The 23,920-nt window shown below is 70.9% G+C and carries 20 protein-coding genes and 2 pseudogenes; 10 read left to right on the forward strand and 12 right to left on the reverse strand.

The features are described 5' to 3' along the window. The 3 genes from ACFW9D_RS23970 to ACFW9D_RS23980 all read right to left on the reverse strand — a co-directional run. Nucleotides 1–808: GntR family transcriptional regulator (locus tag ACFW9D_RS23970; protein ID WP_384624563.1), on the reverse strand; the 808-nt coding region annotated here is incomplete at its 3' end. 49 nt (nucleotides 809–857) lie between these two features. Continuing rightward, nucleotides 858–1,853: an acetylxylan esterase gene (locus ACFW9D_RS23975; protein WP_384624566.1), complete on the reverse strand. Its 996-nt coding sequence runs from the start codon at nucleotides 1,851–1,853 to the stop codon at nucleotides 858–860. Between the two features lie 102 nt (nucleotides 1,854–1,955). Next, nucleotides 1,956–2,777, reverse strand: coding sequence for an amidohydrolase family protein (locus ACFW9D_RS23980; RefSeq protein ID WP_384624569.1), 822 nt, complete (start codon nucleotides 2,775–2,777; stop codon nucleotides 1,956–1,958). A 194-nt stretch (nucleotides 2,778–2,971) separates the two neighbouring features. Between ACFW9D_RS23980 and ACFW9D_RS23985 the strand changes: the two genes are divergently transcribed. From ACFW9D_RS23985 to ACFW9D_RS24015, 7 genes are all read left to right on the forward strand, one after another. After that, a complete protein-coding gene (locus ACFW9D_RS23985) occupies nucleotides 2,972–4,864 on the forward strand; it encodes a hypothetical protein (RefSeq protein WP_384624572.1) in 1,893 nt (630 codons plus the stop codon). Next, nucleotides 4,864–5,820: an aldo/keto reductase gene (locus ACFW9D_RS23990; protein ID WP_384624575.1), complete on the forward strand. Its 957-nt coding sequence runs from the start codon at nucleotides 4,864–4,866 to the stop codon at nucleotides 5,818–5,820. The genes ACFW9D_RS23985 and ACFW9D_RS23990 overlap by 1 nt, the downstream gene beginning before the upstream one ends. A gap of 460 nt (nucleotides 5,821–6,280) precedes the next feature. Then, complete coding sequence (locus tag ACFW9D_RS23995) at nucleotides 6,281–7,210, forward strand: helix-turn-helix domain-containing protein (RefSeq protein ID WP_384624578.1); 930 nt, start codon at nucleotides 6,281–6,283, stop codon at nucleotides 7,208–7,210. A 122-nt stretch (nucleotides 7,211–7,332) separates the two neighbouring features. Continuing rightward, nucleotides 7,333–10,188: a helix-turn-helix transcriptional regulator gene (locus ACFW9D_RS24000; RefSeq protein ID WP_384624581.1), complete on the forward strand. Its 2,856-nt coding sequence runs from the start codon at nucleotides 7,333–7,335 to the stop codon at nucleotides 10,186–10,188. Between the two features lie 112 nt (nucleotides 10,189–10,300). Next, a complete protein-coding gene (locus tag ACFW9D_RS24005) occupies nucleotides 10,301–11,554 on the forward strand; it encodes an extracellular solute-binding protein (RefSeq protein ID WP_384624584.1) in 1,254 nt (417 codons plus the stop codon). Nucleotides 11,555–11,591: 37 nt separating this feature from the next. After that, nucleotides 11,592–12,482: a carbohydrate ABC transporter permease gene (locus ACFW9D_RS24010; RefSeq protein WP_384624587.1), complete on the forward strand. Its 891-nt coding sequence runs from the start codon at nucleotides 11,592–11,594 to the stop codon at nucleotides 12,480–12,482. A 13-nt stretch (nucleotides 12,483–12,495) separates the two neighbouring features. Further along, on the forward strand, nucleotides 12,496–13,335 hold the full coding sequence (locus ACFW9D_RS24015; RefSeq protein WP_384624590.1) for a carbohydrate ABC transporter permease: 840 nt from the start codon (nucleotides 12,496–12,498) through the stop codon (nucleotides 13,333–13,335). Nucleotides 13,336–13,351: 16 nt separating this feature from the next. Here the strand turns inward: ACFW9D_RS24015 and ACFW9D_RS24020 are convergent, their stop codons facing one another. From ACFW9D_RS24020 to ACFW9D_RS24060, 9 genes and pseudogenes are all read right to left on the reverse strand, one after another. Then, nucleotides 13,352–13,993: a GPR1/FUN34/YaaH family transporter gene (locus ACFW9D_RS24020; protein ID WP_384624645.1), complete on the reverse strand. Its 642-nt coding sequence runs from the start codon at nucleotides 13,991–13,993 to the stop codon at nucleotides 13,352–13,354. 136 nt (nucleotides 13,994–14,129) lie between these two features. Beyond that, nucleotides 14,130–16,019 (reverse strand): amidohydrolase, encoded by a 1,890-nt coding sequence (locus ACFW9D_RS24025; RefSeq protein ID WP_384624594.1) that lies wholly within the window; start codon nucleotides 16,017–16,019, stop codon nucleotides 14,130–14,132. Further along, on the reverse strand, nucleotides 16,016–16,969 hold the full coding sequence (locus tag ACFW9D_RS24030) for an alpha/beta hydrolase (protein ID WP_384624598.1): 954 nt from the start codon (nucleotides 16,967–16,969) through the stop codon (nucleotides 16,016–16,018). Before ACFW9D_RS24030 ends, ACFW9D_RS24025 begins: the two co-directional genes overlap by 4 nt. A gap of 67 nt (nucleotides 16,970–17,036) precedes the next feature. Further along, entirely contained in the window at nucleotides 17,037–17,615 is a 579-nt protein-coding gene (locus ACFW9D_RS24035) for a Dps family protein (RefSeq protein ID WP_384624601.1), read from the reverse strand. 93 nt (nucleotides 17,616–17,708) lie between these two features. Continuing rightward, entirely contained in the window at nucleotides 17,709–18,209 is a 501-nt protein-coding gene (locus ACFW9D_RS24040) for a DoxX family protein (protein WP_384624604.1), read from the reverse strand. A 5-nt stretch (nucleotides 18,210–18,214) separates the two neighbouring features. Beyond that, entirely contained in the window at nucleotides 18,215–18,877 is a 663-nt protein-coding gene (locus ACFW9D_RS24045) for a hydrolase (RefSeq protein ID WP_384624607.1), read from the reverse strand. 205 nt (nucleotides 18,878–19,082) lie between these two features. Next, a pseudogene (locus tag ACFW9D_RS24050) lies at nucleotides 19,083–19,699 on the reverse strand (FMN reductase). Beyond that, nucleotides 19,696–20,694, reverse strand: a pseudogene (locus tag ACFW9D_RS24055) (LLM class flavin-dependent oxidoreductase); the annotation flags it as partial. The pseudogenes ACFW9D_RS24050 and ACFW9D_RS24055, both read right to left, overlap by 4 nt. 110 nt (nucleotides 20,695–20,804) lie before the next feature. After that, a complete protein-coding gene (locus tag ACFW9D_RS24060; RefSeq protein WP_384624610.1) occupies nucleotides 20,805–21,641 on the reverse strand; it encodes an alpha/beta fold hydrolase in 837 nt (278 codons plus the stop codon). 283 nt (nucleotides 21,642–21,924) lie between these two features. Here ACFW9D_RS24060 and ACFW9D_RS24065 point away from each other — a divergent pair, with 283 nt between their 5' ends. The 3 genes from ACFW9D_RS24065 (at nucleotide 21,925) to ACFW9D_RS24075 (ending at nucleotide 23,735) form a co-directional block, all read left to right on the forward strand. After that, nucleotides 21,925–22,557, forward strand: coding sequence for a TMEM175 family protein (locus tag ACFW9D_RS24065; protein WP_384624613.1), 633 nt, complete (start codon nucleotides 21,925–21,927; stop codon nucleotides 22,555–22,557). A gap of 118 nt (nucleotides 22,558–22,675) precedes the next feature. Beyond that, the gene (locus tag ACFW9D_RS24070; RefSeq protein ID WP_384624616.1) at nucleotides 22,676–23,236 is read left to right on the forward strand and encodes a nitroreductase family protein; all 561 of its coding nucleotides are present in this window, start codon (nucleotides 22,676–22,678) and stop codon (nucleotides 23,234–23,236) included. Between the two features lie 358 nt (nucleotides 23,237–23,594). Then, entirely contained in the window at nucleotides 23,595–23,735 is a 141-nt protein-coding gene (locus tag ACFW9D_RS24075; RefSeq protein ID WP_384624619.1) for a hypothetical protein, read from the forward strand. Nucleotides 23,736–23,920 lie beyond the last annotated feature (185 nt).

Genomic DNA, 23,920 nt, shown 5'->3' on the forward strand with positions numbered 1-23,920 from the left:
CCCCCCCCCCCCCCCCGGGGGCCGCGCCCCCGGGGGGGGGGGGTACGCGAGGGGGTTTGTGGGCGGGGCGTTCCGCGGGTTTATCCGCCGCCCCGGCCGCCCTGGGCGCCCTCTTCGCGCGGGCGTCCGGGACCGGTCCGCGGCCGGCGGCGTGGTCGGCGAAGGCAGCGGCCGCCTTCTCCGCGTCGCCGGCACGCAGCAGGTCGACCAGGCGGCCGTGCTCGTCGGCCATGGCGCTCCAGTCGCCTTCGAAGAGCGGGTCCGAGATGGCGCGCAGGGCCCGCAGGCTGGGCTCGACGACCTCCCACATGCGGGCCAGGAACGGGTTGCCCGCGATCTGGCTGACCAGCGTGTGGAACTCGATGTCGGCGTCCCGGAACCGGCTCACGTCGTGCGCCGCGACCGCGGCACGCATCCGCTCCACCAGCGCGTCGAGCTCCCGCAGATGGTCGTCGGTGAGGTGCTCGGTGGCGAGCTGGGCGGCCAGCCGCTCCAGCGGTTCGCGCACCTGGCGGGCGTACTCGGCGTCCTGCGAGGAGATCTCGACGACGAAGTGCCCGCGGCGCGGGACGTGCATGAGCAGGCCCTCGCGGGCGAGCCGCTTGACCGCCTCGCGAACCGGGGCCTGGCTCACGCCGAGGCGCCGCGCGATCTCCGACTCGACCACGCGCTCGTTCGGCCCGAGGTCGCCGTCGACGATGGCCTGGCGCAGCAGGTCGTACACCTGGTCCGAGATCAGGGTCTTGCGGAAGCGGTCCTTGTTGGTGGCCAGCGTGGAGACGAATCCAGCCGACGCATTCGATGTCATGGATTCCCAATCGTGCGACGGAGCGAGCCGGTTGTGCCATGATACGCGCTCATCGTCTATCGATGGTCTCCACCAGCCGCTTCGCCAGCCACTCCAGTTTGACGACCTCGTGGGCGGGGCCGCCGCCCTCGTGATCGTTGTAGGGGTAGACGGACATCCGCTTGTCCGGCTCGCCCTGCCCGCGCTCGGCGCCGTAGTGGTTGAAGGCCGCGTACACGGTGGACGGCGGGCAGATGTGGTCCATCAGGGCGACCGAGAAGAGGGCCGGCGCGGTGGCCCTGCGGGCCAGGCTGACGCCGTCGAAGTAGGCCATCGTGCGGGCGACCGTGGCCGCGTGCTCCCGGTGCCGTTTCACGAACTGCGCGACCTCGACGTACGGCGGGCGGTCGGTGATCGTGGTGGCGCGCGGGAAGTGGCACAGGAACGGCACGTCCGGCATGACGCCGACGAGGTCCGGCACCAGTCCCGCCGCGGCGAGCGCGATGCCGCCGCCCTGACTGGTGCCGGTGACGACGACGCGCGCCGGGTCGACGTCGGGGTGGGTGCGCACGGCGGCGACGGCGCGGACCGCGTCGGTGTAGAGGCGCCGGTAGTAGTAGCGGTGCGGGTCGAGGACGCCGCGGGTGAGGAATCCCGGGGCCGCGGTGTCGCCGGTGGCCGGGTCCGGGTCCGGGGTCTCGGCTCCCTGGCCGCGGGTGTCCATGACGAAGTGGGCGTATCCGGCGCAGGCCCACAGCCGCGTCTCGTGCGGGGCACCTCGGCCGCTGCCGTATCCCAGGTACTCCACGACGGCGGGCAGCGGGCCGGTGCGGGTCACCGGCAGGTGCAGCCAGCCGCGCACCGGATGCCCGCCGTATCCGGCGAAGGTCACGTCGAAGGTGTCGACGGTGGCCAGCCCGTTGTGCACGGGGGCGAACGTCGCGGCGGTGGCGAACTGCTCCTGGCCCGCGAGGGTCTGCTGCCAGAACGCGTCGAAGTCGGCGGGCTCCGGCAGGTTCGGGCGGTATCTCTCGAGCTCGTCCAGGGGCAGGTCGAAGAAGGCCATGGAGCGTCTCCGCGGGGGTCGGGGCCGGCCCTGCCGGGCCGGGACAGTAGGTCATCACCTATCGATTATCGAAGGAATCGAATCAGGGGGATTCGCGGCGTGTCAACCACTCAGCCCGTACACCCGCACGGCGTTCGCGTGCAGGACGTCCTCCCGCTGCCGTGCCGTGAGGCGGGCGAGGCCGAGCCGGGACAGGGCCAGCGAGGCAGCGCGGCTCCCGCGGGGCAGGCAGATCGGCCAGTCGGATCCGATCAGGCAGCGCTGCGGGCCGACGGTGTCCACGACGCGGCGGACCAGGGCCGCGACCCGTTCGCGCGGGACTCCGTGCTGCTGTGTCAGCAGGCCGGAGATCTTCACGACGACGTTCGGCACCGCGGCGGCCCGGTCCAGGTCCGCGTACCACTCCCCCGGGTCAGTGCGCAGGTTCGGCGGATTACCGAGGTGGTCGACGACCACGGTGAGCGCCGGATGCCGGGCGGCCACGTCCGCTGCGGTGCGCAACGCGCCTGCGAGGAGGTTGAGTTCGAGGACAGCCCCGGTGTCGGCGAGGACCGGGAGCAGGGCGCGGGCGGGCGCGGGAGTGTCCGTCCAGCGCGGCCCGCCGAGCCGCATCCCGCTGGGGCGGCTCTCGCGCGGTTCCGTGAGCAGGGCGCGCAGCCGGTGCGGGCCGGCTGCGGCGTGGACGTGCAGGTTCGCGACGTATCCCGCGACGAGGTCCGGCCGCAGCAGCCGCGCCGCGCGCAGGGCGTCCGTCTCGCCGGCGTCACCCCGGGACGCCTCGACGAGGATCGCCCCGGACAGGTCCGGGGTCGCGCCGGACGCGGCGAGGTCGTCCGCGTCGAAGGTCCGGTGGTGCGGGCTGTCGGGGCGGATCCAGGGGAATCCCTGGGCCGGGTCCCACAGATGGACGTGGCAGTCGATCACGGTCGACAGCCTCCTCGGGGGTGGTTCCGGAGTGGCTCTGGGGTGGTTCCGGAGTGGTTCCGGAGTATTGACACGCCGGCTCGCGCCGGTGAGTCTAACCATCGGCTATCGATGGTCGATTGTGAAGGGTGGGGGCACGTGAGGCACGGGACCGAGCGGAGCAGCGCTGCGGACACGACGGAAGCGGTGCGTCGATGAGGGCCGGCGCCGGGCACGGTCCGCTCCTGCGGGCGGACCGCCCCGTCACGGAGATCCCCCGATGGGCCACCCTGGAGCGGGAGTTGTTCGCCCTCCAGGACAAGGCGTGGCGGGTGTTCGCCGACCGGTACACCGAGGGCGACGGACGCCTCGTGTTCCGCGACACGCTGGGCCGGGGCCTGGACGGCCGCGACGGCGTGGACGACTTCTACGAGCCCTTCTTCAACTGGCCGACGCTGTACGTCCTCGGCGGCAGCACGGAGCTGCTGGCCGCCGCGCGGCGCCACTGGGAAGGGGTGAGCGCGCAGCTCACCGAGATGGGCATGCTGGAGGGCGGCCTGGAGCGCGGCTACGACTGGTTCCACCAGGGCGAGGGGCTGCTGCTGTTCTACGGGCTGTGCCTCGCCGATCCGGACGACGCCCGATTGCGTGAACTGGCCTGCCGCTTCGCCGACTTCTACCTCCCGGGCGGCCCGAACTACGACGCCGCGCACCGGGTGATCCGGGCGCCGCACAACGGGTCGGCGGGCCCCCGGTGGGGATTCAGCGACGAGGACGCCTGCTTCCCGTGGAGTCTCGCGCTGCGCCCTTACGGGCTGCCGCTCGACGGGATGCCCGACGTGACGTCCTTCGACGAGCTGGCCGCGTCCCCCGAGCGGGCCCGCGCCTACGGCCGCGCGATGTGGGACCGGATGGGCCGCGGCGACACGGTCGTGAACCTGGCGGCGACCGGGCTCGCCACCAACGCGTATCTCCTGGGCGGCGGACAGCGCTACGCGGACTGGGTCGCCGAGTACGCCGGTGTCTGGCTCGAGCGGCTCGCCGGGCACGACGTCGTCCCGGACAACGCCGGGCTGAGCGGCCAGGTCGGCGAGTACCTGGACGGCCGCTGGTACGGCGGGCACTACGGATGGTCGTGGCCACACGGGCTGTCCCCGGTCGCCAGCGGCACCCTGGTGGGCGCGTCCAACGCCACCCTGCTGACCGGCGACACGGCCTTCCTCGACCTGGCCCGCAACCCACTGGACGCCGTGCTGCGCCGGGCCGAGCAGCGCGGCGCGGACGAGCGGGGCACGCTCGGCGAACGCTGGGATCCCCATCTCGCGGCGATGACAGCCGACCGCACCCTGATGGTCCCGCAGCGGCACAACGACTCCGGCTGGTTCGACTTCACGGTCATGCCGGGCCAACTCCCGTTGTCCCTGTGGCACTTCAGCCGGGCGCAGTCGGACCAGGAGCGGATCGAGGCGCTGCGGGCCGGCTCGCACTGGGACTGGACGGCGGTGCACACCCAGCGCATCAAGGACGAGGCGGGGCACGAGGAACCCTGGTACGAGTTCCTGCACGGCCGCAACCCGGACTTCCCCGAGCGGATGCTGCGCAGCGCGCTCGCCTCGTGCCAGGAGCGGCTCGACGCCATCGCCGGGGACCCGGTGGACCCGGCCGTCGGCCCGGACGCGCTCGGCATCCACCACTGGCAGCAGCTCAATCCGGTACTGACCGAGGCACTGCTGCAGCTGACCACCGGCTCCCCGCAGGTCCTCTACAACGGCGGTCTCGCCCATCTCCATCTGCGCTACCACGACGCCGTGGAGCGGCGCCCGGGACTGCCGCCCGACGTCGCCGCGCTCGTCACCGACATCAGCCCGGACCACACGGCGGTGGAGCTGGTCAATCTGGGCGGGGCGGCGCGCTCGGTGATCGTGCAGGCTGGTTCCTTCGCCGAGCACGTCGTGCACACCGTCCGCGTCGACGAAGGCCCCGCGCACGAGGTCGGCGGCCCGTACTGCCGTGTGGAACTGCCCGGCCGGACGCGGGTGCGGCTGACGCTGGCCATGACCCTGCGGGCCGGCCGGCCCGCGTACGACTCCCCCTGGCAGGAAGCATGATGACCGCGTCCACGACCGACCGGGCCGCGTCCCGGACGCCCTTCGCCCTCCCCCGCATCGGCATCGGGACCGCGCCGCTGGGCGGGCTCTTCGAGGAAGTGTCCGAGCAGGACGCCGCCGCCACACTGCGCGCCGCTGCCGAGGCAGGTATCAGCTACTTCGACACCGCGCCGCGCTACGGGCACGGCCAGGCCGAGGAGCGCCTCGGCCGGCTGCTCGGGCCGGCCGGGATCACCGAGCCCGTCATCTCGACGATGGCCGGATGGCTCCTGCGCCCCGGGCCCGGCGGCGCGCCGGGCGAGGTCGTCACGGACTGGACGGAGGCCGGGATCCGCCGGTCCCTGGAGTCGAGCCTGGCCCGGCTGGGCCGGTCCTCGGTCGACATCCTGTATCTGCACGACCCGGACGACTACCCGGAGGAGGTCAGGCGCACGGCCTATCCGGCGGCACGAAGGCTGCGCGAGGAGGGGCTGGTGCGCGCGATCGGGTTCGGCATGAACCACAGCGCACCCCTGGCCGCGTACGTTGCCGAGTACGAGGTGGACGTGGTCCTCATCGCGGGCCGGTTCTCGCTGCTCGACCACGAGGCACTGACGACGCTGCTGCCGCTGTGCGCACGGACCGGGACGGCGGTGGTCGTGGGCGGCGTCTTCAACACCGGTCTGCTCGCGGACCCGTCACCCGACGCGATGTTCAACTACCGTCCGGTTCCCGGGCGGGAGCTGGCCCGGGCGCAGGAGTGCCGGGCGCTGTGCGCCGAGTTCGGCGTGCCCCTGTCCGCGGCCGCGGTCCAGTTCCCCTTCCTGCACCCGGCGGTCAGCTCGGTGGTCGTCGGCTGCCGCTCGGCGGCCGAGGTGACCGCGAACGCGGCGGCGGCCCGCTTCTCCGTCCCCGACGGACTGTGGGAGCGGCTGACCGACGCCGGGTTCGTGCCGCGGTCCTTGCTGGACGGCTGAGGCCTGGATCGCAGCGTTCTCCTCCAGGATCATCTCGGGCGTCGGGCGTCGGAATCCCCTGGTGAGCCAGAGCAGGTACGCGAAGCCCGCGGTGAGCCGGCAGGTGCCGATGGCCAGTGCGGTCGCGCTGAGTCGGCTCATCAGGTGGCCGGTGACGCAGGCGCCGGGCGCCACGGTGGTCCAGTCGGCGAACGTCCCGCCGCCGCGCTCGCTGAGTTTCGGCGCTCGGCAGCGACGACGCCCGAAGTGGTCAGGTGATCTAGCGGATTCACGTGATGTGCCGCGCGTGAGGGGTTGAAAGTCTGGTGTCCCGCACCCCCGAAGGACACAGCACATGCAGATGGATCCACCGAGATCAGCAGCAGCACCCACTTCCTGCACTCATTACGCGGCGGACACCGTTCCCGCCGCGCGGCGCCGGACCTTCTGGCGTGAGGCCCTGGCCCGGACGTTCGGCGGCGTGGACATCGCCGTACCCGAGGAGGTGCGGTCCGGCACCATCCGCACCGCGGCGCTGGGGCGCGTGCAGGCGGTCACGGTGGAGAGCGAGCCGCAGGTGGCGCGCCGGACCCGAAGGCTCATCTCGTGTGCCGACAATGAGAACTACGTGGTCGTGAAGCTGTTGAGCCGGGGCGGTGCCCGTGTCGAGCAGGATGCGCGGGACAGCGTGGTGAGACCTGGGCAGCTCTTCGTCTATGACATGGCGCGCCCCATCAGCCTGGCACTCCCGGAACCGTTCCAGACGAAGTCTCTGGTGCTGCCGCGAACAGTCCTCGGCCTCGGAGAGGCTGACGTCGCCCGGATCACGGCCACCCCGCTCGGCGCCGAGTCGGCGATCGGGGGTCTTCTCTCGCCGTTCCTGTCGCAGTTGGTGGATTCGGCCGAGTCATGCCCGGAGCCGGCCGGCGAGCTCGTGGCGCGGAACGTGGTCGATCTGCTCACGGTCCTGGCCGACGAGCGCCGGGGCGCGGACACCCTGGAGTCACCCAGCGGATCCCGGGTGTTGCTCACGCGGATCCGCGCGTTCATCGACGGCAATCTCAGTGATCCCGACCTGACTCCTGAGGTCGTGGCCCGCGCTCACCACATCTCCGTGCGCTACCTGCACAAGCTGTTCGAGGGCGAGGGCATCACGGTCAGCCGGTGGATCCAGCGGCGGCGTCTCGAGGAGTGCCGGCGGGCGCTGGCGCGCAGGGACGCGACGCGCACCACGGTCGCCGCTGTCGCCCACCGGTGGGGATTCACGAGCGCGTCACATTTCAGCCGGGTGTTCCGGGCCGCGTACGGGCAGTCCCCCGTCGACTGGAGGGACTCCGCGGCAGCCGCACTCGGCGCACCGTCCGCCCGACCGGCCGAAGGGAACCAGGGGGCGCACCGCGAAGCCGCGTGACCAGACGCCCGTCTGTCAATTGTGCGATGAGCTGCAGTTCTTGTCATAGTGACCCCCTGAGGTCGCTCCATCACCGTTGACGGTGGCGGGGAGCGGCCCACCTGTATCAAGGGGAGGGCAAGGTGGCGGGGTCGGGCGGACCGCTGTCCCGTGACGGGCTGCGGGGCCGTGAGCCGGAGCTCGCGGAACTGCGTACCCTCATCGCCTCCGTAGCCCGTGACGGTTGCGGCGCTGTCGCCCTGCTGCGTGGCGAGGCGGGCATCGGGAAAAGCACGCTGCTCGCGGAGGCCATCGCGCTGGCGGAGGGCGCCGGGTATTCCACCGGTCTCGGCAAGGCCGACGAGCTGCACCACCTCGTGCCCTTGTCCTCACTGGCAGGTTGTCTCCTGGGCGGCGCGCGGCCTTTGCTGTCCGGTGACGCCTTCGCCGACCTCGCCCGCCACCACGATCAGCGGATCCGGCTCGTGGAGCGACTCGCCGAAGTGATCGAGGCGCGGGCCGGCCACACGCCGGTGCTCATCGCGCTCGACGACGTGCAATGGGCGGACCAACTGAGTCGCTTCGCGCTGCGGCAGCTGCCCGCGCGGCTCCAGAGCTCCCCTGTCCTGTGGCTCCTGACAGGTCGCTCGGGGCCCACGGCCTCCGGCGAGGAAATCCTCGCCGCCGCGCGTGGCCGGCTGCCGGTGAGTACCTTCCGGCTGGGGCCGCTGTCTCCCGCGGCCATGAGTCGGCTCGCCAGTGACACCCTCGGTACGGAGGCCGACGAGCCGACCCGGATTCTCCTCGAGGGTGCCGGTGGAAATCCTTTCCTCGCGGTGGAGTTGCTTCAGGGACTGCTTTTCGAAGGCGGTCCGCAAGGGGCTTCCGGCCGGACCACGGTACGGGACAGGCCCAGCGACCGGGACACGAAGATCGAGGTGCAGGGGGTCGGCCTCTCGCTCCATGGCACAGCCGGGTCCGTGCCGACCGGGCTCGTGGCGGGGGTGCGCGGACGGATCGACTCGCTCGGCCCGGCCACGCGTGACTTCCTGCGGATGGGGGCCGTCCTGGGCCGCCAGTTCGCCTTCGCCGACGCGGCGGCGCTCTGCGGGCAGTCGCCCGCCGTGCTGATCACGGCGCTCGACGAAGCGGTGCGTACGGGGCTGCTCGAGGACGACGGCAAACTCCTCTCCTTCCGGCACGACCTGCTGCGGCAGGCGGTCTACAGCGACATTTCGCCGTCGGCGCGCAACGCGCTGCACCGGGCGGCCGCGCACCGTCTCGTCGCGTCGGGGCACCGGCCGATCGACGCCGTGTCGCACATGCTGCTCGGTGCCGAGGCGGGTGACGAGGTGGCCGTCGCGCTGCTGCGTCAGGCAGCCGACGACGTGCTGCCGGTGACACCCGGGCTCGCGGCCGACCTCATGACACGCGCCCTGGAGCTGATCTCGCCCTCGGAGGCGGCCTGGTTCGACATCGGCGAGCAGGCGATCGGCTGTCTGATCCGGGCCGGCAGGAATCGCGAGGCGCTGACGACCTGTGACCGGCTCCTGGACGCACATCCGCCGCTCGCGGTGTTCGGGCGCCTGCAGGCCGCCCTCGGTGGGGCGCTGTGGAACCTCGACCTGGCCGAGGAACTGTGCCGCCGCACGGAGGCCGCGCTGGCCGTGGGCAGCACCTCGCCCGAGGTGGGGGCGCGGCTACGTGCATTGCGTGCGCTCGCCCTGTCGCGCGGCCGGGATCTGGACACGGCGCGGGCGGCGGGCGAGGAGGCGCTGGCGGCGGCCGTCTCGGCCGAGGACCGCCAGGCGCACGTCCTGGCTCTGGCGGCGCTGGGCGAGGTCGCCCTCAATTCGGGCGACGGCAGTGCCGCGCTGACGCGTTTCACGGCGCTGAGCGTCGTGGACGGTTCGTTCCGTCCCGAGGAGGTCGTCGCCCTTCAGCACATGGACCGGTTCGACGAAGGCGACGAGTTGCTGCGGCGAGCGGCGGACGGAGCCGGTTCACATCGCCAGGCCATGCTCCTGTGGGCGCAGGCCCAGCAGCATCTGGGGCGCGGCCGGCTCGACGATGCCGAGGCGCACTTCGTGACGATGGAGGCGTTGGAGGACGCCGTCCAGATTCCGGTGCAGCAGGTCAACTCCCGGGTGGTGCGGGCCTGGATCGCTCTGCAACGGGGTGATCGCGCCGGGGCCGGGGAGCAGTTGATGGCGGCGCGGCAGCGTCTGGCGGTCAAGCCGAATCCGGGCAACCGTGCGGCCGTGGGCTTTCTCGAGGCCGTGCTCGCCGGACACGACGGAGACGTCCGGGTGGCGGCGCAATCGCTGTGGCGGTTGCAGGAGATCGGCCCGTTCATGCGCTGGCGGCTGCTGCGCACCTGGGTCGGTCCGGCGGTCCGGGCAGCTCTGCTGGCCGGGGACCGTGCGCTGGCCGAGGACTTGTCCGCGCAGGCGGCGGCTTACGCCGAGCGCAACCCGGAGGTGCCTACCGCGATGGGGATCGCCGCCCTGACCGCCGGTCTCACCGCTGGTGATGTCGGGCTGCTCGAACGCTCGGTGACATTGCTGGAGGCAGGGCCGCGCCCGATGGTCCTGGCGGAGGCCCGGACCGAACTGGGGCGGGCTCTGCTGACAGCGGGACGGACTACAGAGGCAGCGACTGTTCTCGCGCTTGCCCGAGACGCCTTTGTCGTCTCGGGCGCGGTGGGTGCCGCGGCCGGCGTGCGGCGGCTGCACCAGGGTCCGGGCGGCGCTTCGGCGGCCGGTGCCGGCACCACCGGCCGCGCCCGCCCCGTGCAGGGTTGGGAAGCTCTCACGGCGTCGGAGCGGAAGGTGGCTCGGCTGGTCGCCGCGGGGCACACCAACCGGTCGGCCGCAGAGGCCCTCTTCGTCTCCCCCCACACCGTCAACACGCATCTGACGTCGGTCTTCCGCAAGCTGACCGTGACGTCGCGGGTGCAGCTGACGCATGTGGTGCTGGCCCGGGGCGATGCGGAGTAGACCCCTCCGACCGTCCGTATTCACACATCCGTCACACTTTCATGCGGTACTCACCTCTCCACCGCTGCGCGGCATGCGCAGTGGCACCCTCATGCGCAGGAAAGGCACCACCGTGAACGCACCAGCAGGACCGTTCGGGCGACCGCTTGCCGCCCTCGCGACAGTCGTCGCACTGGTCCTGGTCGTCGCCGGCTGCGGCACCGGCGACCCCTCCGGCTCCGCTCGAACCGAGCGGGTGACCTCCCTCACCGTGCTCGACTACTACACCGACACCACCGAGCACGCCCACTGGGGTGAACTGCTCACCTCCTGCGGCAAGAAGGCGGGGGTGACGATCGAGCACCGCAGCGTTCCCGGGCCGTCGCTCGTGCCCACAGTCGTGCGGCAGGCTACCGCCGGGACACTGCCCGACCTGCTGATGCTCGACAACCCCGATCTCCAGGAGATCGCCCGGTCCGGCGTGCTCACGCCGCTCCGCACGTACGGCATACGCACCGACGGCTTTGTCTCGGGAATCGTCTCGGCCGGCACATACCAGGGCGAGGTGTACGGCCTGGCCCCCACCGTGAACACGCTCGCGCTCTACTACAACAAGGACATGCTCGCCGAGGCCGGTGTCACGGTCCCCCGCACCTGGAACGAACTGCGGGAGGCCGCCCGTGCCACGACCCGGCCCGGCCGCCACGGGCTGGCGGTCGATGCCGACGCCTCGTTCGAAAGCACCTTCCAGTTCCTGCCGTTCCTGTGGTCCAACGGCGGGGACGAGCAGCGTCTCGACACCCCGCAGGCCGCCGCGGCACTCCGCCTGTGGACCGATCTCGTGCGGGACGGGTCCATGTCCCGGTCCGTGCTCACGTGGAACCAGGCGAACGTGCACGAGCAGTTCCTCGGGGGCAAGGCGGCCATGATGGTCAACGGGCCGTGGCGGATGACCGAGCTCGAGAAGGCGAAGGGCCTGCGCTGGGGCGTCGCCCCGCTTCCCGTCCCCCGGAGCGGCAGGTCACTGGTCACCCCGCTCGGCGGCGAGGTCTGGACCGTGCCGCGCAGCGACTCGCAGGCCCGCCGGATCAAGGCGGCCCAGGTCCTGGACTGCCTCAACGACCCCACAAGCATGCAGACCCTGGCGAACTGGCACCACACGGTCCCGTCCCGCAAGGACGTGGCTGCGCGGTACGCGAAGCAGGTCCCCGCGATGGCCGCCTTCGTCGAGAGCGTCCGGGGCGCGCGGGCGCGTACCCGGGATCTGGGCCCCGCCTGGCCGAAGACGGCCACCGCCATCCAGACCGCCGTCCAGGCCGCGGTGTCGGGACGGCAGACTCCCGAGGAAGCGCTCAGGCGTGCGCAGCGCACGGCTACGGACTCCTGACACCGGGGGCCGGACCCGGGTACAGCCCGCTGAGGCGGTGAGGGCGCGGCGACGGGACACCGTGGTCCGTGCCGCGTTCCTCGCCCCGGCCGCCGTGTATCTGCTGCTGTTCCTCGGCCGACCCCTCGTCGACAACATCGAGGCGAGTCTGCGCGAGTCCACCGCGACGACGCTCCTCCGTGGCCAGGCACCGTTCACCGGCCCGGACAATCACGTGCGGCTACTCACCTCGGACGAGTTCTGGCGGGCGGCGGCCACGACCGGCCTGTACACGGCCGGTTCACTGGTGACTCAGTTCACGGCCGGGCTGGCACTGGCAGTGTTCTTCCACCGCCGCTTCCCGCTCGGCCGTCTGGTCCGCTCGCTGATGCTGCTGCCATGGCTGATGCCGCTGGTCGCGACCGGAACGGCCTGGCGATGGATGCTCGACGCGGACGACGGGGTGGTCAACGAGGCACTGCGCGCACTGCACCTCGTCACCTCTGACGTCCCTTGGCTCACCGGCACCCAGGAGGCTCTCTGGTCCGTGGTCCTCGTCAACACCTGGGTGGGCATCCCCTTCAACACCGCCCTTCTGTACACCGGTCTGCAGGCGATCCCGCCCCAGGTCTACGAGGCGGCCCGACTCGACGGGGCCGGACCCGTACTCCTCTTCCGGTACATCACCTGGCCGCAACTACGGCCGACGGCCACTGTTGTCCTCGCCCTGGGTGTCATCTACACCCTCCGCGCTCCGGACATCGTGCTGGCCCTCACCGGCGGCGGTCCCGCCGGCGCGACGCAGACCCTCGCGGTCCTCGCGTACGAGCAGGCATACACGCAGTACGAGTTCGGGCGTGCCGCAGCCACAGGCAATGTGCTCGTCCTGGTCTCGCTCGTCCTCGCCCTGATCCATCTGCGCGCGCTCCGCCGCGCCCGGCGTCTTTGAGGAACGAGAACACGTGGCTCACATACGACCGCTGAAACGGCGCCCGCGACCCGCACGCCGCTCGGCAAGCACGCTCGTCGCGATCGCTCTGCTGGCTCTGATGCTCTCCCCCGTCTACGCGATGGTGAGCGCCTCCGTGCAGCCCGCCGGTCGTTCCCAGCCGGGTGCGTGGCGTCTGTCGGAGGCAGATCCCGGAGGCTACGTCACGGCCCTCCACGACCAGGCCGGTGCCCTCGTCACCAGCCTGGTCGTGTCGCTCGGTACCGCGGCCCTCAGCCTCGCGCTCGCCGCTCCCGCGGCGTACGCGCTGACGCTGTCCCCCGTGCCTGGCGCCGGCCCGTTCCTCTTCGCTGTGCTGTTCCTCCAAGCGGTGCCCGGCATCAGCGTCGCGAACGCGCTGCACGGCTTCTACGCCGACACCGGACTCCTCGACTCGTACCTCGGCCTGGTACTCGCTGATTCCACCGCCGGCGTGCCCTTCGCGGTCCTGGTCCTGAGGACGGCCATGGGGGCGGTCCCCCGGGAGGTTGCCGAGGCGGCCCGGCTCGACGGGGCCGGACACGGCCGCGTGTTCCTTTCCATCATGCTGCCCCTGAGCAGGAACGCACTGTTCACAGCTGGTCTGTTCGCCTTTCTCTTCGCCTGGGGCGACACCTTGTTCGCGCTCACCTTGACGACCGGCGACACGGTCCGGCCGGTCACGGTCGGCCTCTTCGACTACCTGGGTGCCCACAGCACCCGATGGAACGCGACCATGGCCACGGCGGTTCTGGCATCGCTGCCCGCGGCGGTGCTCGTCGTGGTGGCGCAGCGCCACATCACCACGGGCCCCGCCTGCGGAGCGACACAATGAGGACCGTCGTCGGAGGTCAGAGCGTCCGTCGCACTCCCGCGTGGCGCTCCAGGTTGCGCAGTTGGACGGACAGGTCACCCTCCATCGCGGCGTGCGCGGGTCCGCTGCGGCCGATGGGCAGCACCTCCTCGCTGCGCATGTCCTCCAGCATCAGGGCGAACGCCGCGTACATCGCGACGAGCGCCACGACGAGGCCGAGCACTCCCGAGGCGCGCGTCAGCCATTCGGCTCCGGTCAGTCCCGCGAGGCCGGTGGCCGCCCAGCGGGGCAGCGAGACGGCGAGGACGCACCACAGCGCACGCTTGGGCCTGGTGACGGCGGTCATCAGCGCCCCGAAGCACAGCAGCGCCAGGTTGAACACGCCCAGCACCCGAAGGCCGTCGGGCGCGTCCGTGAGCATGATGAGCGCGTACGGCAGCCAACTGCCGGCGAACACCGCCATCAGGGTCGCCGCGATGACGTCGCGCGCTCCGAAGGCCAGGTAGCTCACCAGGAGTTGCAGCGCGAAGGCAGGCAGCACGCACAGGGCGACGGCCGCGCGGGCCTCCTCGTCGAACACCCCCAGCTGCAGGCACGCCGTCATCACGGAGGCGATCGCCACCGTGAAGAAGCCCAGCGGCATGGGTGAGGCGATGGGGCGCAGCGTGATCCGGGTCATGGACCGCAGGTCGGGCTCGAAGCGGCGCCCGCCGGCCGGGGGCACAGTGCCGGCGGTCTTTCCGACGGCGTCCGCGGCCTGGAACTCGGTGGCGGATTCGGGGTCGGGATCGGGGTTCATTCGGGTTCCTCGGCATTCAGTGCGTGAAGCAGGGGTCGACCAGGGTGTACGGGGTGCCGGGGGCCGCACCCCGCGCCACGCGCCACCGGTGGTGCTCGGCGGACTCGGTGGCGGCCTCCGCCACCAGCGCGGCCTGCCGTACGCCGCCCGCCTGGTAGCCGCCGAAGCGGGCCACGGGCGACCACTGCGGAGCGATCGGGGGCAGGGCCTCGTCGAGGCCCTCGTACTCGGCGGAGGCGTACACGATCCGGCCGTCGACGACGGTGAGTACGGCCTCGATGTCGGGGATCACCTGGTCGGGCACGGTGAAGTAGTCCTCGGAGAGAACCGTGAGGTCCCCGAAGTACCCCTCGCGCAGGATGCCCTTGACGTCCTGCTCTCCGGTCAGCCTCGCGCCGCCGCGGGTGTAGAGGCCGAGTGCGGTCTCCCTGGTGAGCAGGTTCGCGGGCCCGCGCAGCGGCGTGCCGCCGACGGTCCGGCCGGTGATCAGCCAGTGCAGCGCCACCCACGGGTTGTAGGAGGACACCCGTGTCGCGTCGGTGCCCGCGGCGACGGTCAGGCCGCGGTCGATCATGGCCCGCACCGGCGGAGTGTGGGCTGCCGCCTCGGCGCCGTAGCGGTCCCGGAAGGCGGTGCCCTGGAAGGACATGCGGTTCTGCACGGACACCGCGCCGCCCAGGGCGGCGATCCGGTCCAGGCTGCCGGCCGAGACCGTCTCCGCATGGTCGAACAGCCAGCGCCCGCCGCCGGGGAAGAGCCCTTCCGCCGCGAGCTTCTCGAAGACGGCCAGGTCGCGTCGGATGGTCTCGTCGTAGGTGGCGTGCAGGCGGAAGCCCCAGCCGTTCTCGACCAGAATCCGGACGGCCTGCTCGAACTCCGTCTCGTACCCGGCGGCGAGTTCGGGCCGGGGTTCGGAGAAGTTCTCGAAGTCGGCCGCGGCCCACGTCAGGTTCTCCCCCGCTCCGTTGAGCCGCAGCCATGCGTCGCCGTCGCCGGGCTTGACCATCTCCGTCCAGCGCTTCAGATCGGCGAGTTCCTGGCCCGCGGTCTGCGGGAAGAGGTGGTAGGCGATACGCAGGGAGAGTTCCCCGGCCTCGGCAAGTGCGGCGACGGTGGCGTAGTCGTCGGGGAAGTTCTGGAAGCCGCCTGCGGCGTCGACCGCCGAGGTGAGTCCGAAGCGGTTCAGCTCGCGCAGGAAGTGCCGGGTCGAGGTGCGTTTGTCGGCGGGGTCCAGGGTGGGGGCCTTGGCCAGGGTCGAGTACAGGACGAGCGCGCTGGGTGCCGCGAGCAGGACGCCGTTCGGCTCGCCGTCGCGGCCCCGGACGATCTGGCCTCCGCGCGGGTCGGGGGTGTCGCGGGTAAATCCGGCGGCATGGACGGCCGCACGGTTCATCAGCGCCGACTGGTAGAGGTGCAGGACGAACACGGGGGTGTCGGGTGCGGCCGCGTTCAGTTCGGCCACGGTGGGCATCCGGCGCTCGGCGAACTGCTCGGCGGTCCAGCCTCCGACGACCCGGATCCACTGGCCCTTCGGGGTTCGGCCGGCCTGCTCACGCAGCATGGCCAGGGCCTGCCGGAGGCTGCGCACACCGTCCCAGCGCAGTTCGAGTACGTAGTTCAGGCCGCCCCGGATGACGTGCAGATGCGAGTCGTTCAGGCCCGGGATCACACGGCGGCCCAGGGCGTCGACGACCCGGGTGCCGGGGCCGACGAGGGGCGCGAGCTCGTGGTCGTCGCCGAGGGCCGCCACGCGGCCGTCGCGGACGGCGACGGCGCGGGCGTGCGGACGGCGGGGGTCGCCGGTGAACACCTTGGCGTTGCGCACCAGAAGGTCGGCGTGCGCGGGTTCCCGCCGCGGGGCGGGCACGAGGCCCGCCACGGGCATGCTGGTCGAGGGCCCGGTCATGCGAGGGCCTTGCGCAGGACGTCGGTGGCGACGCAGAGGGCGAGTTCGGCACCCTGGGTCTCGCGGAGCGCGTTCAGCATGACGAAGTCGTGGATGACCCCCTGGACGCGCAGGGCGGTGACGGGAACTCCGGCGGCGCGGAGCTTCGCCGCGTACGCCTCGCCCTCGTCACGCAGGACGTCGGCCTCGGCGGTGATCACCAGGGCCGGCGGCAGTGCTGCCAGCTGCTCGACGGAGGCGCGCAGCGGAGATGCCGTGATCTGGGCGCGCTCCGCCTCGTCGGTCGTGTACTGGTTCCAGAACCACTCCATGGCTTCCCGGCGCAGGAAGTAGCCGGTCGCGAACTGCTCGTAGGAGGCGTTGTCGAAGCTCGCGTCGGTCACGGGATAGAACAGGACCTGCTGGACCAGGCGCACGTCGCCGCGCTGCTTGGCCATGAGGGTGAGGGCGGCGGCCATGCTGCCGCCGACGGAGTCGCCCGCGACGGCGATCCGGGTGCCGTCGAGGTTCTTGTTCCGTCCGTCGCGAACGATCCACTGGGCGACGGTGTAGTTCTGCTCGATGGCGACGGGGTAGCGGGACTCGGGCGACAGGTCGTACTCGGGGAAGACGACGGCCACACGGGCGCCGACGGCCAGTTCGCGAACCAGCCTGTCGTGAGTGTGCGCGTTGCCGAAGACCCATCCGGCGCCGTGCAGGTAGAGGACGACAGGCAGGATGCCGGTGCTGCCGTGCGGGCGGACGATCCTGGCTCGGACCTCGCCGGTCGGTCCGCCGTTCACCGTCACCCATTCCTCGTCGACGGCGGGCAGCGCAACGCCCTCACCGCTTTGGACGTCGTCCACCGCCTTGCGTCCTTCGGTGACGGGGAGCTGGTAGAGGTACGGCGGCTGCGCGGTGGCGTCGGCGAACGCCTGGGCGGCGGGCTCGAGTACGGGTCGGTCGGTCATGGGGTGTGCTCCTTGAGGTGGGGTGTTCGCGGTGCTCGAGGGGCGGCGCGGTGCGGGCGCCGGAAGGTCAGCCCCGGACCAGCGGGGTGTCGACGAGGTGCTCGGCGAGGAACCAGACCTGCGCCTCGCCGGTGCGGATGACGTCGGAGACCAGCAGGTCGGTGCTGCCCTCGTCGCCTTCCGCGGAGAGCCGGGCGGCGGCGTCCCGTGCTTCGATCAGGATGCGCTCGTGTGCGTCGAGCAGCCGCGACAGCATGACCGGCACCGGCTCGACGCCGTTCGGCGGTCGGGGGATCGCGGTCAGTTCCGCCACGTGGCGGGGGTCCCCGACGGCGACGCCACCGAGGCTCTGCACTCGCTCGGCCAACGCGTCCACGATCCCCAGCTGGGTCTCCGCGTGCTTGTCCAGCATCAGATGAAGGGAGTAGAAGGTCGCTCCCCGCATGAGCCAGTGATGCTTCTTGTAGAGGGAGTAGAGGATCTGGGTGTCGGCCAGGACGCGGTTGAGCCGCTGGCAGGCGTACATCCGGGTGTCGTGGCCGAGACCGATCGGCAGCTGCTTGAGTGTGCCGAAGGCCTGGGTCTCGGCGCCCTTCTGGTGGGTCAGCGGCTGGCCGCCGCTCTGCGCGTTGGTGAGGGTGTCCATCTGGTCTTCCTGTTCGGGAGTGAGATCGAGGGAGGGGCCGGGCGCCCGGCCGGGGGGACTCGGGCGGCCGGCCCCGGTCTGGTCGGCTCGCGCTCAGCGCGCGGTGGGAGCGGCGGGCCGGTGCAGCAGGAGCCGGGTGAGAAGTCCGCTGGCGAGGCCGGCAGCGAGGGCGACAGCCGCCCACCACGAGGGGTACGGCGGGAGGCCGAGGACCGCGTCGAGGGACCATTCGCCGGGTCCGGTGGCGGCGAGGGCCGCGGAGGTGCAGATGAGAACGAGGGGGTACTCGTACCCGTCGTGCTGCACCCAGAGACCGTTGTGCCACTTCACGGTGAGCGCGACGGTCATGACCCCGATGGCCCCGGTCGCCGCGAGCGGCGTCAGCAGCCCGGCGGCGAGCAGCAGACCGGAGCCGATCTGACCGCCTCCCGCCGCCAGCGCGGTGAGCGCTCCTCCACGGAAGCCGTCCGCACGGAACTCCTGGGCACCGCCCGCGAGTCCGGCGCCGCCGAGGCGGCGACTGACTTTCTGCACGCCGTGGCCGGCGACGAGAAGCCCCACCAGCAGACGCAGGATCAGAATGCCGGTGTCCACGTGGTTCAGCCCGCGGCGTGCGCGCCGATGACGCTCTGCGCGTACACGACACCGAGACCGTACGCACCCGCGTGAGCCTTGACGATGTCCATGACCGCGCCGTACGTCTCCTGACGAGCCCAGTCGCGCTGCAGCTCCAGCAGCACCTGTACCCAGGTCACCGGGACGGCGCCGGCCGCGATCATGCGCTGCAGTGCGTGCTCGTGGGCCGCCGGGCTGACACCACCGGAGGCGTCGGAGACCACGTACACCTCGTACCCCTGCTCCAGGGCGGAGAGTGCCGGCAGTACCAGGCAGACCTCGGTCCACAGGCCCGACAGGATGATCTTCTTCCGACCGGTGGCCTTGACGGCCGCCACGAGGGCCTCGTCCTCCCAGGCGTTCATGGTGGTGCGGTCGATCGCCTCGTGCTTCGGGAACACTTCGGCGAGCTGCGGCAGCAGAGGTCCGGAGAAAGAGTCGGCGGCGACCGTGGTCAGAACGGCCGGAACGTCAAATGCCTTGGCCGCCTTGGCGAGACCCACGGTGCTGTTGATGATCGCGGCACGATCGCCGCTCCCGGTGCCGAAGAACATCTGCGGCTGGTGGTCCACGAAGAGCATGATCGAGTTGTCGGGCGTCAGAAGATCGGTACTGGGAGCGGCCTGCACCTTGGTGATGTCGAACATGAGGGGTCCTTTCAAAACGGTGTGAAGCCACCCGCCGCGGGTACGTGGCGGGCGGAACGCCTCGAAAGCTACGGCCGTCCGGGCACCTGGGTTTTGCCTACAGTGCACAGCCCCTGACACGACAGAGCACACTCCGGGCAGCCGGAACGGGAACGGCCCCAGGTCGGTGACCTGGGGCCGTTCCCGTTGACATCCGATCCCGGACTCATTCGAAGCGCAGGTCGGCTATTTGCTGCACGAGGGCGGTGATGTGTCGTCCGCGGAATCCGCTCGGGGCGGGAGGGCCGACATGACGGCGGCCAGTTCACCGCCGGCGCGACGGATCCGCCCGGGCAGACCGTCGGTGTGGTCGTCCCCCGCGGATCCCCAGTCCTCGGATGCCGCGTAGACCGCGGTGGGCACGACCGCCGCGCGCAGATACGCGAAGAGCGGGCGCAGCGCGTGTTCGAGGACCAGGGAATGGCGGGCGGTACCGCCGGTTGCCGCGATCAGAGCCGGACGCCCGGTGAGCGCATCGGGGGCGATCACGTCGAAGAAGGATTTGAACAGCCCGCTGTAGGAGGCGGTGAACACCGGAGTCACGGCGATCAGGCCGTCTGCTCCCGTCACCGCGGCAATGGCCTCCTCCAGTCGAGGTGGTGCGAACCCGGTCACGAAGTGGTGGGCGATGTCACCGGCGAGGGTGCGCAGTTCGACGACCTCGACCGACACGGTGTGACCCACCTCGGCGAGGTCGTCGCGGGCTGCCTCGGCCAACCGGTCGGCGAGCAGCCGCGTGGACGAGGGTGTGCTCAGTCCAGCGGAGACGACGGTCAGTCTCATGCTGCGCCCGCTCCCTGCTGGGTCGCCGCCTCGGTGACGCGTGCCACGTGCGTGGGAGCGTCCGGTATGCCGGCGGGTCGCACGGCGGCAAACTCCTTGCGCAGTACGGGAACGACCTCTTCGCCGAGGAGGTCGAGCTGTTCCAGGACGGTCTTCAGAGGCAGGCCCGCGTGGTCCATCAGGAAGAGCTGCCGCTGGTAGTCGCCGACCGTCTCCCGGAAGGACAGGGTCCGGTCGATGACCTGCTGGGGAGAACCCACCGTCAGCGGCGTCTGCTCGGTGAACTCCTCGAGAGACGGCCCGTGGCCGTACACGGGTGCGTTGCCGAAGTAGGGGCGGAACTCCCTCATGGCGTCCTGGGAGTTCTTCCGCATGAAGACCTGTCCGCCCAGGCCGACGATGGCGTCTTCCGGCCGGCCGTGACCGTGGTGCGCGAATCGGCGGCGGTACAGCAACACCATGCGCCGGGTGTGGTGGGCCGGCCAGAAGATGTTGTTGTGGAAGAAGCCGTCGCCGTAATACGCGGCCTGCTCCGCAATCTCGGGGGTTCTGATGGATCCGTGCCACACAAAGGGCGGGACGCCGTCCAGGGGCCGCGGCGTGGAGGTGAAGGCCTGGAGCGGCGTTCGGAACGTGCCCTCCCAGTCCACGACGTCCTCCCGCCACAGTCTGCGCAGCAGAGCGTAGTTCTCCTTGGCCAGGTCGATGCCCTGGCGGATGTCCTGGCCGAACCACGGGTAGACCGGGCCGGTGTTGCCGCGCCCCAGCATGAGGTCGACGCGGCCGTCGGCCAGATGCTGCAGCATCGCGTAGTCCTCGGCGATCTTCACCGGGTCGTTGGTGGTGATCAGCGTGGTGGCGGTGGACAGGATCAGTTTCTCCGTGCGCGCCGCGATGTGGCCGAGCATGGTCGTCGGCGACGACGGGACGAACGGGGGGTTGTGGTGCTCGCCGGTCGCGAAGACGTCGAGGCCTACTTCCTCGGCCTTGAGTGCTCTCCTGAACTCGTCCGGTTCCCATGCCCGGGAACCATGATGCCGGGGTGCGCCTGGACACAGGCGTCACCCCGGCGGGTCAACTGCGCGGCACTACTTGCTTCGCTGCACTACTTCGCCAGGAAGGCGAGCAGGGCGCTGTTGACCTCCTCGGCGTGAGTCCACAGCAGGCCGTGCGGAGCGCCCTCGATCTCGACGTAGTCGGCCGCCGGCAGCGCCTTGTGGAACGGGCGCGCCGTGCCCTCGGCCGGAAGGATGCGGTCGGCGGTGCCGTGCAGGATCAGGGCCGGCACGTCGACGGCGGGGATGTCGGCGCGGAAGTCGGTGTACCAGGTCGCCGGCGCGGCGGACGCGGCGAAGGAACCGCCGCGGGCAGCGGTGTCCCAGCTGTTGCGGACGGCCTCCTCGCTGATGCGGGTGCCCAGGTTCTCGTCGAGGTTGTAGAAGTCGTTGAAGAAGGCCGTGTAGTAGGCGTAGCGGTCGGCCTTGACCGCGGCGACGACTCCGTCGAAGAACTCCTTCGGAGCGACACCGTCCGGGTTGTCGTCGCTCTTGAGGAGGCAGGGCTCGAGCGAGGCCAGGAAGGCGACCTTGGCCACGCGCTCCGTGCCGTACGTGGAGACGTAGCGGGCCACCTCGCCCGTGCCCATCGAAAAGCCCACGAGGACCGCGTCGTGCAGGTCGAGGGTCTCCATCACGGTGTTCAGGTCGCCGGCGAAGGTGTCGTAGTCGTAACCGGTGGCCGGCTGCGAGGACTGCCCGAATCCGCGGCGGTCGTACGTGATCACGCGGTGGCCCGCGTCGAGCAGCGCGGCGGTCTGCCGCTCCCAGGAGTGACCGTCGAGCGGGAAGCCATGGATGAGGACAACCGGCTGTCCGGAGCCCTGGTCCTCGTAGTACAGCTCGATGGGGCTGGTGTTCTCCTGGCCCACGGTGATGTACGGCATGAAGCGTCTCCTCGATGCGAATCGATATGAAATAGCAGGTCCGCGCACTGTTCGGCGGGGATGAGAGTGAAGCTACGGCCGAGGAGGAACCGCCGGTTGCCGCGTCACGCACTGCGTCTTGTCCACGAGTGCATGGTTGCGCTCCGGGCCGAACAGGCAGCGTCTGCGACAAGCGGCGGACGCGGCGGCCCGAGGGATGGCTGCAGGACGCCCGACCCTGCCCGTCAAAATGGCGCCGACCACCGCATGCCACCCGGGCACGGTGGCGGAAGGAGACTGCGCGATGAACAAGAACAGGCTGGAGGCCTTCAGCGATGGCGTCCTGGCCATCATCATCACCATCATGGTGCTGAGCCTGAAGGTGCCGGACGGTGACAGCCTGTCAGCACTTCGGGACACCACAGGCAACGCGCTGCTGAGCTACCTGGTGTCGTTCGTCTATGTGGGCATCTACTGGAACAATCATCACCACACGCTGCAACTGGTCACCCGCATCGACGGCAGTGTTCTCTGGGCCAATCTCGGCCTCCTCTTCTTCCTTTCCTTCCTGCCGTTCACGACAGCCTGGATGGACGAAACCGACTTCGCTCAGACACCCGTCGTCGTCTACGGCATAGATCTCCTCCTGATCTCCCTTGCCTACTTCGTGCTGCAGGCGACGATCGTCAGGATCCAGGGGGAACGTTCTCCGCTGCGTCAGGCGGTCGGGCGCGACAGGAAGGGCAAGGCTTCCGTGGCCCTTTACCTGGTGGGGATCCTGGCCGCCGCGATCGACGGGGGCACCGCACGCATCGGGGTATGGCTCGGGCTCGGCACGTTCGTCGCTGTGGCCGTGATCTGGGTGATCCCGGACCGCCGCCTCGACCGGGCCTTCCACCACTCCCACCACGACTCCGAGGTACGGCAAGCCGGATGATGCCGGAGGAACGGCAGAGGCAGAGGCGTCGGAGGACTGCCCTGCCCGCGTATATGTCCGGTGCCCGCGCTGTGCACCGGCCGGAATACGCCCTCACCATCGCCGGTTGCAACGGCACGTGGACCATCCTCAGGAGCCGCCCAGCGGCATACACCCGCTGCTTGCCGGCCGCTTCAGCCCCTACCGGTTCGATCCGTCCGCGGCGGTCGACGACCATGCCCTCGGACTGCTGCTGGAAGCCGCGCGGTGGGCACCGTCAGCGGGGAACTCCCAGCCGTGGGGCTTCTTCATCGCCAGGCCCGGCGAGCCGGAGCACGACCGGGTGCTCCCCCACCTTGCGCCGAGTTCGGCCCGCTGGGCGACGGATGCGAGCCTGCTCGTCGTCACGCTGACGCGCCGATACGTCGACACCTCACAGTTGCTCTACTCCGAGTTCGCGGACTACGACCTCGGTCAAGCCATCGCCCACATGACGGTCCAGGCCCAGGCCATGGGACTCGCCGCGCACCAGTTCCGGGCCTTCGACCTGGAAGGGCTCACGAAGGAGCTGGACCCGAACCCGGGCTGGGTGATCGTCTCCATGGTCGCGGTGGGCAAGGCGGCGGACGGACCGTCAGAGCTCCGCGGTCGGCGCAGCGTCGCGCACTTGCGCTCCGCTCCTTGGACACCGGACGAGTAGGCGATTGTCGGGCACGGCGCACCGCACCCCCGAGCAGCAGCCGCCCGGGCGAGGTCCGGTCGGACGATGAATGTGGTGACGGCCGAGCGCCCGACACACCTCCGCATGCGCCGGTTCCTGTCAGCGCACCCGTAGCCCCACCCGCACCCTGTCGATGATCGATCAAATGGGTCGCAAAGGTCACTCGCTCTGTGCAGGGCCAGGCAAAGGGTGCAAGGTGAATGTCTCGGCGGCACTGAGTGCCGTAAATGGGCCCAATGGTCGACCCCTGGTGCACTCTCACCTGGGCCCGCGGGCATGGTGGAGTGAGTGGCGCCCAACCGAGCGACACAACAGGGGACTTGGAGGAGGAGCCATGATGAGCGAGAAGCGCGCACCCGTCGTCGACGTTCGCATCGGAGGCTTCCGGATGACGTGGCAGTGCGTGCCCGTCCGCTTCGTCACACTCCTGGCGACGGGCGCCGGCTCTGCCCTGACGGCGTGGTGGACGACGAGGTGACTCGCGCTCCGGGCGTTGCTCTGGCGTTGCTCAACACCACTCAGCGGCAGGCCTTCCATGAGCTGCACCGGGCTCCTGAGCTCGCGCACCGCCCATGAACTCGCCGTCCAGGCCCGCGTGAACGACCGCTGCCTGCAGGTGCTCAATCAACCCCGCCGAAGGGTCTTCACGTTCTCCGTTGCAGG

This window comes from Streptomyces sp. NPDC059524, from assembly GCF_042749255.1.
Taxonomy (GTDB): Bacteria; Actinomycetota; Actinomycetes; order Streptomycetales; family Streptomycetaceae; genus Streptomyces; species Streptomyces xanthii.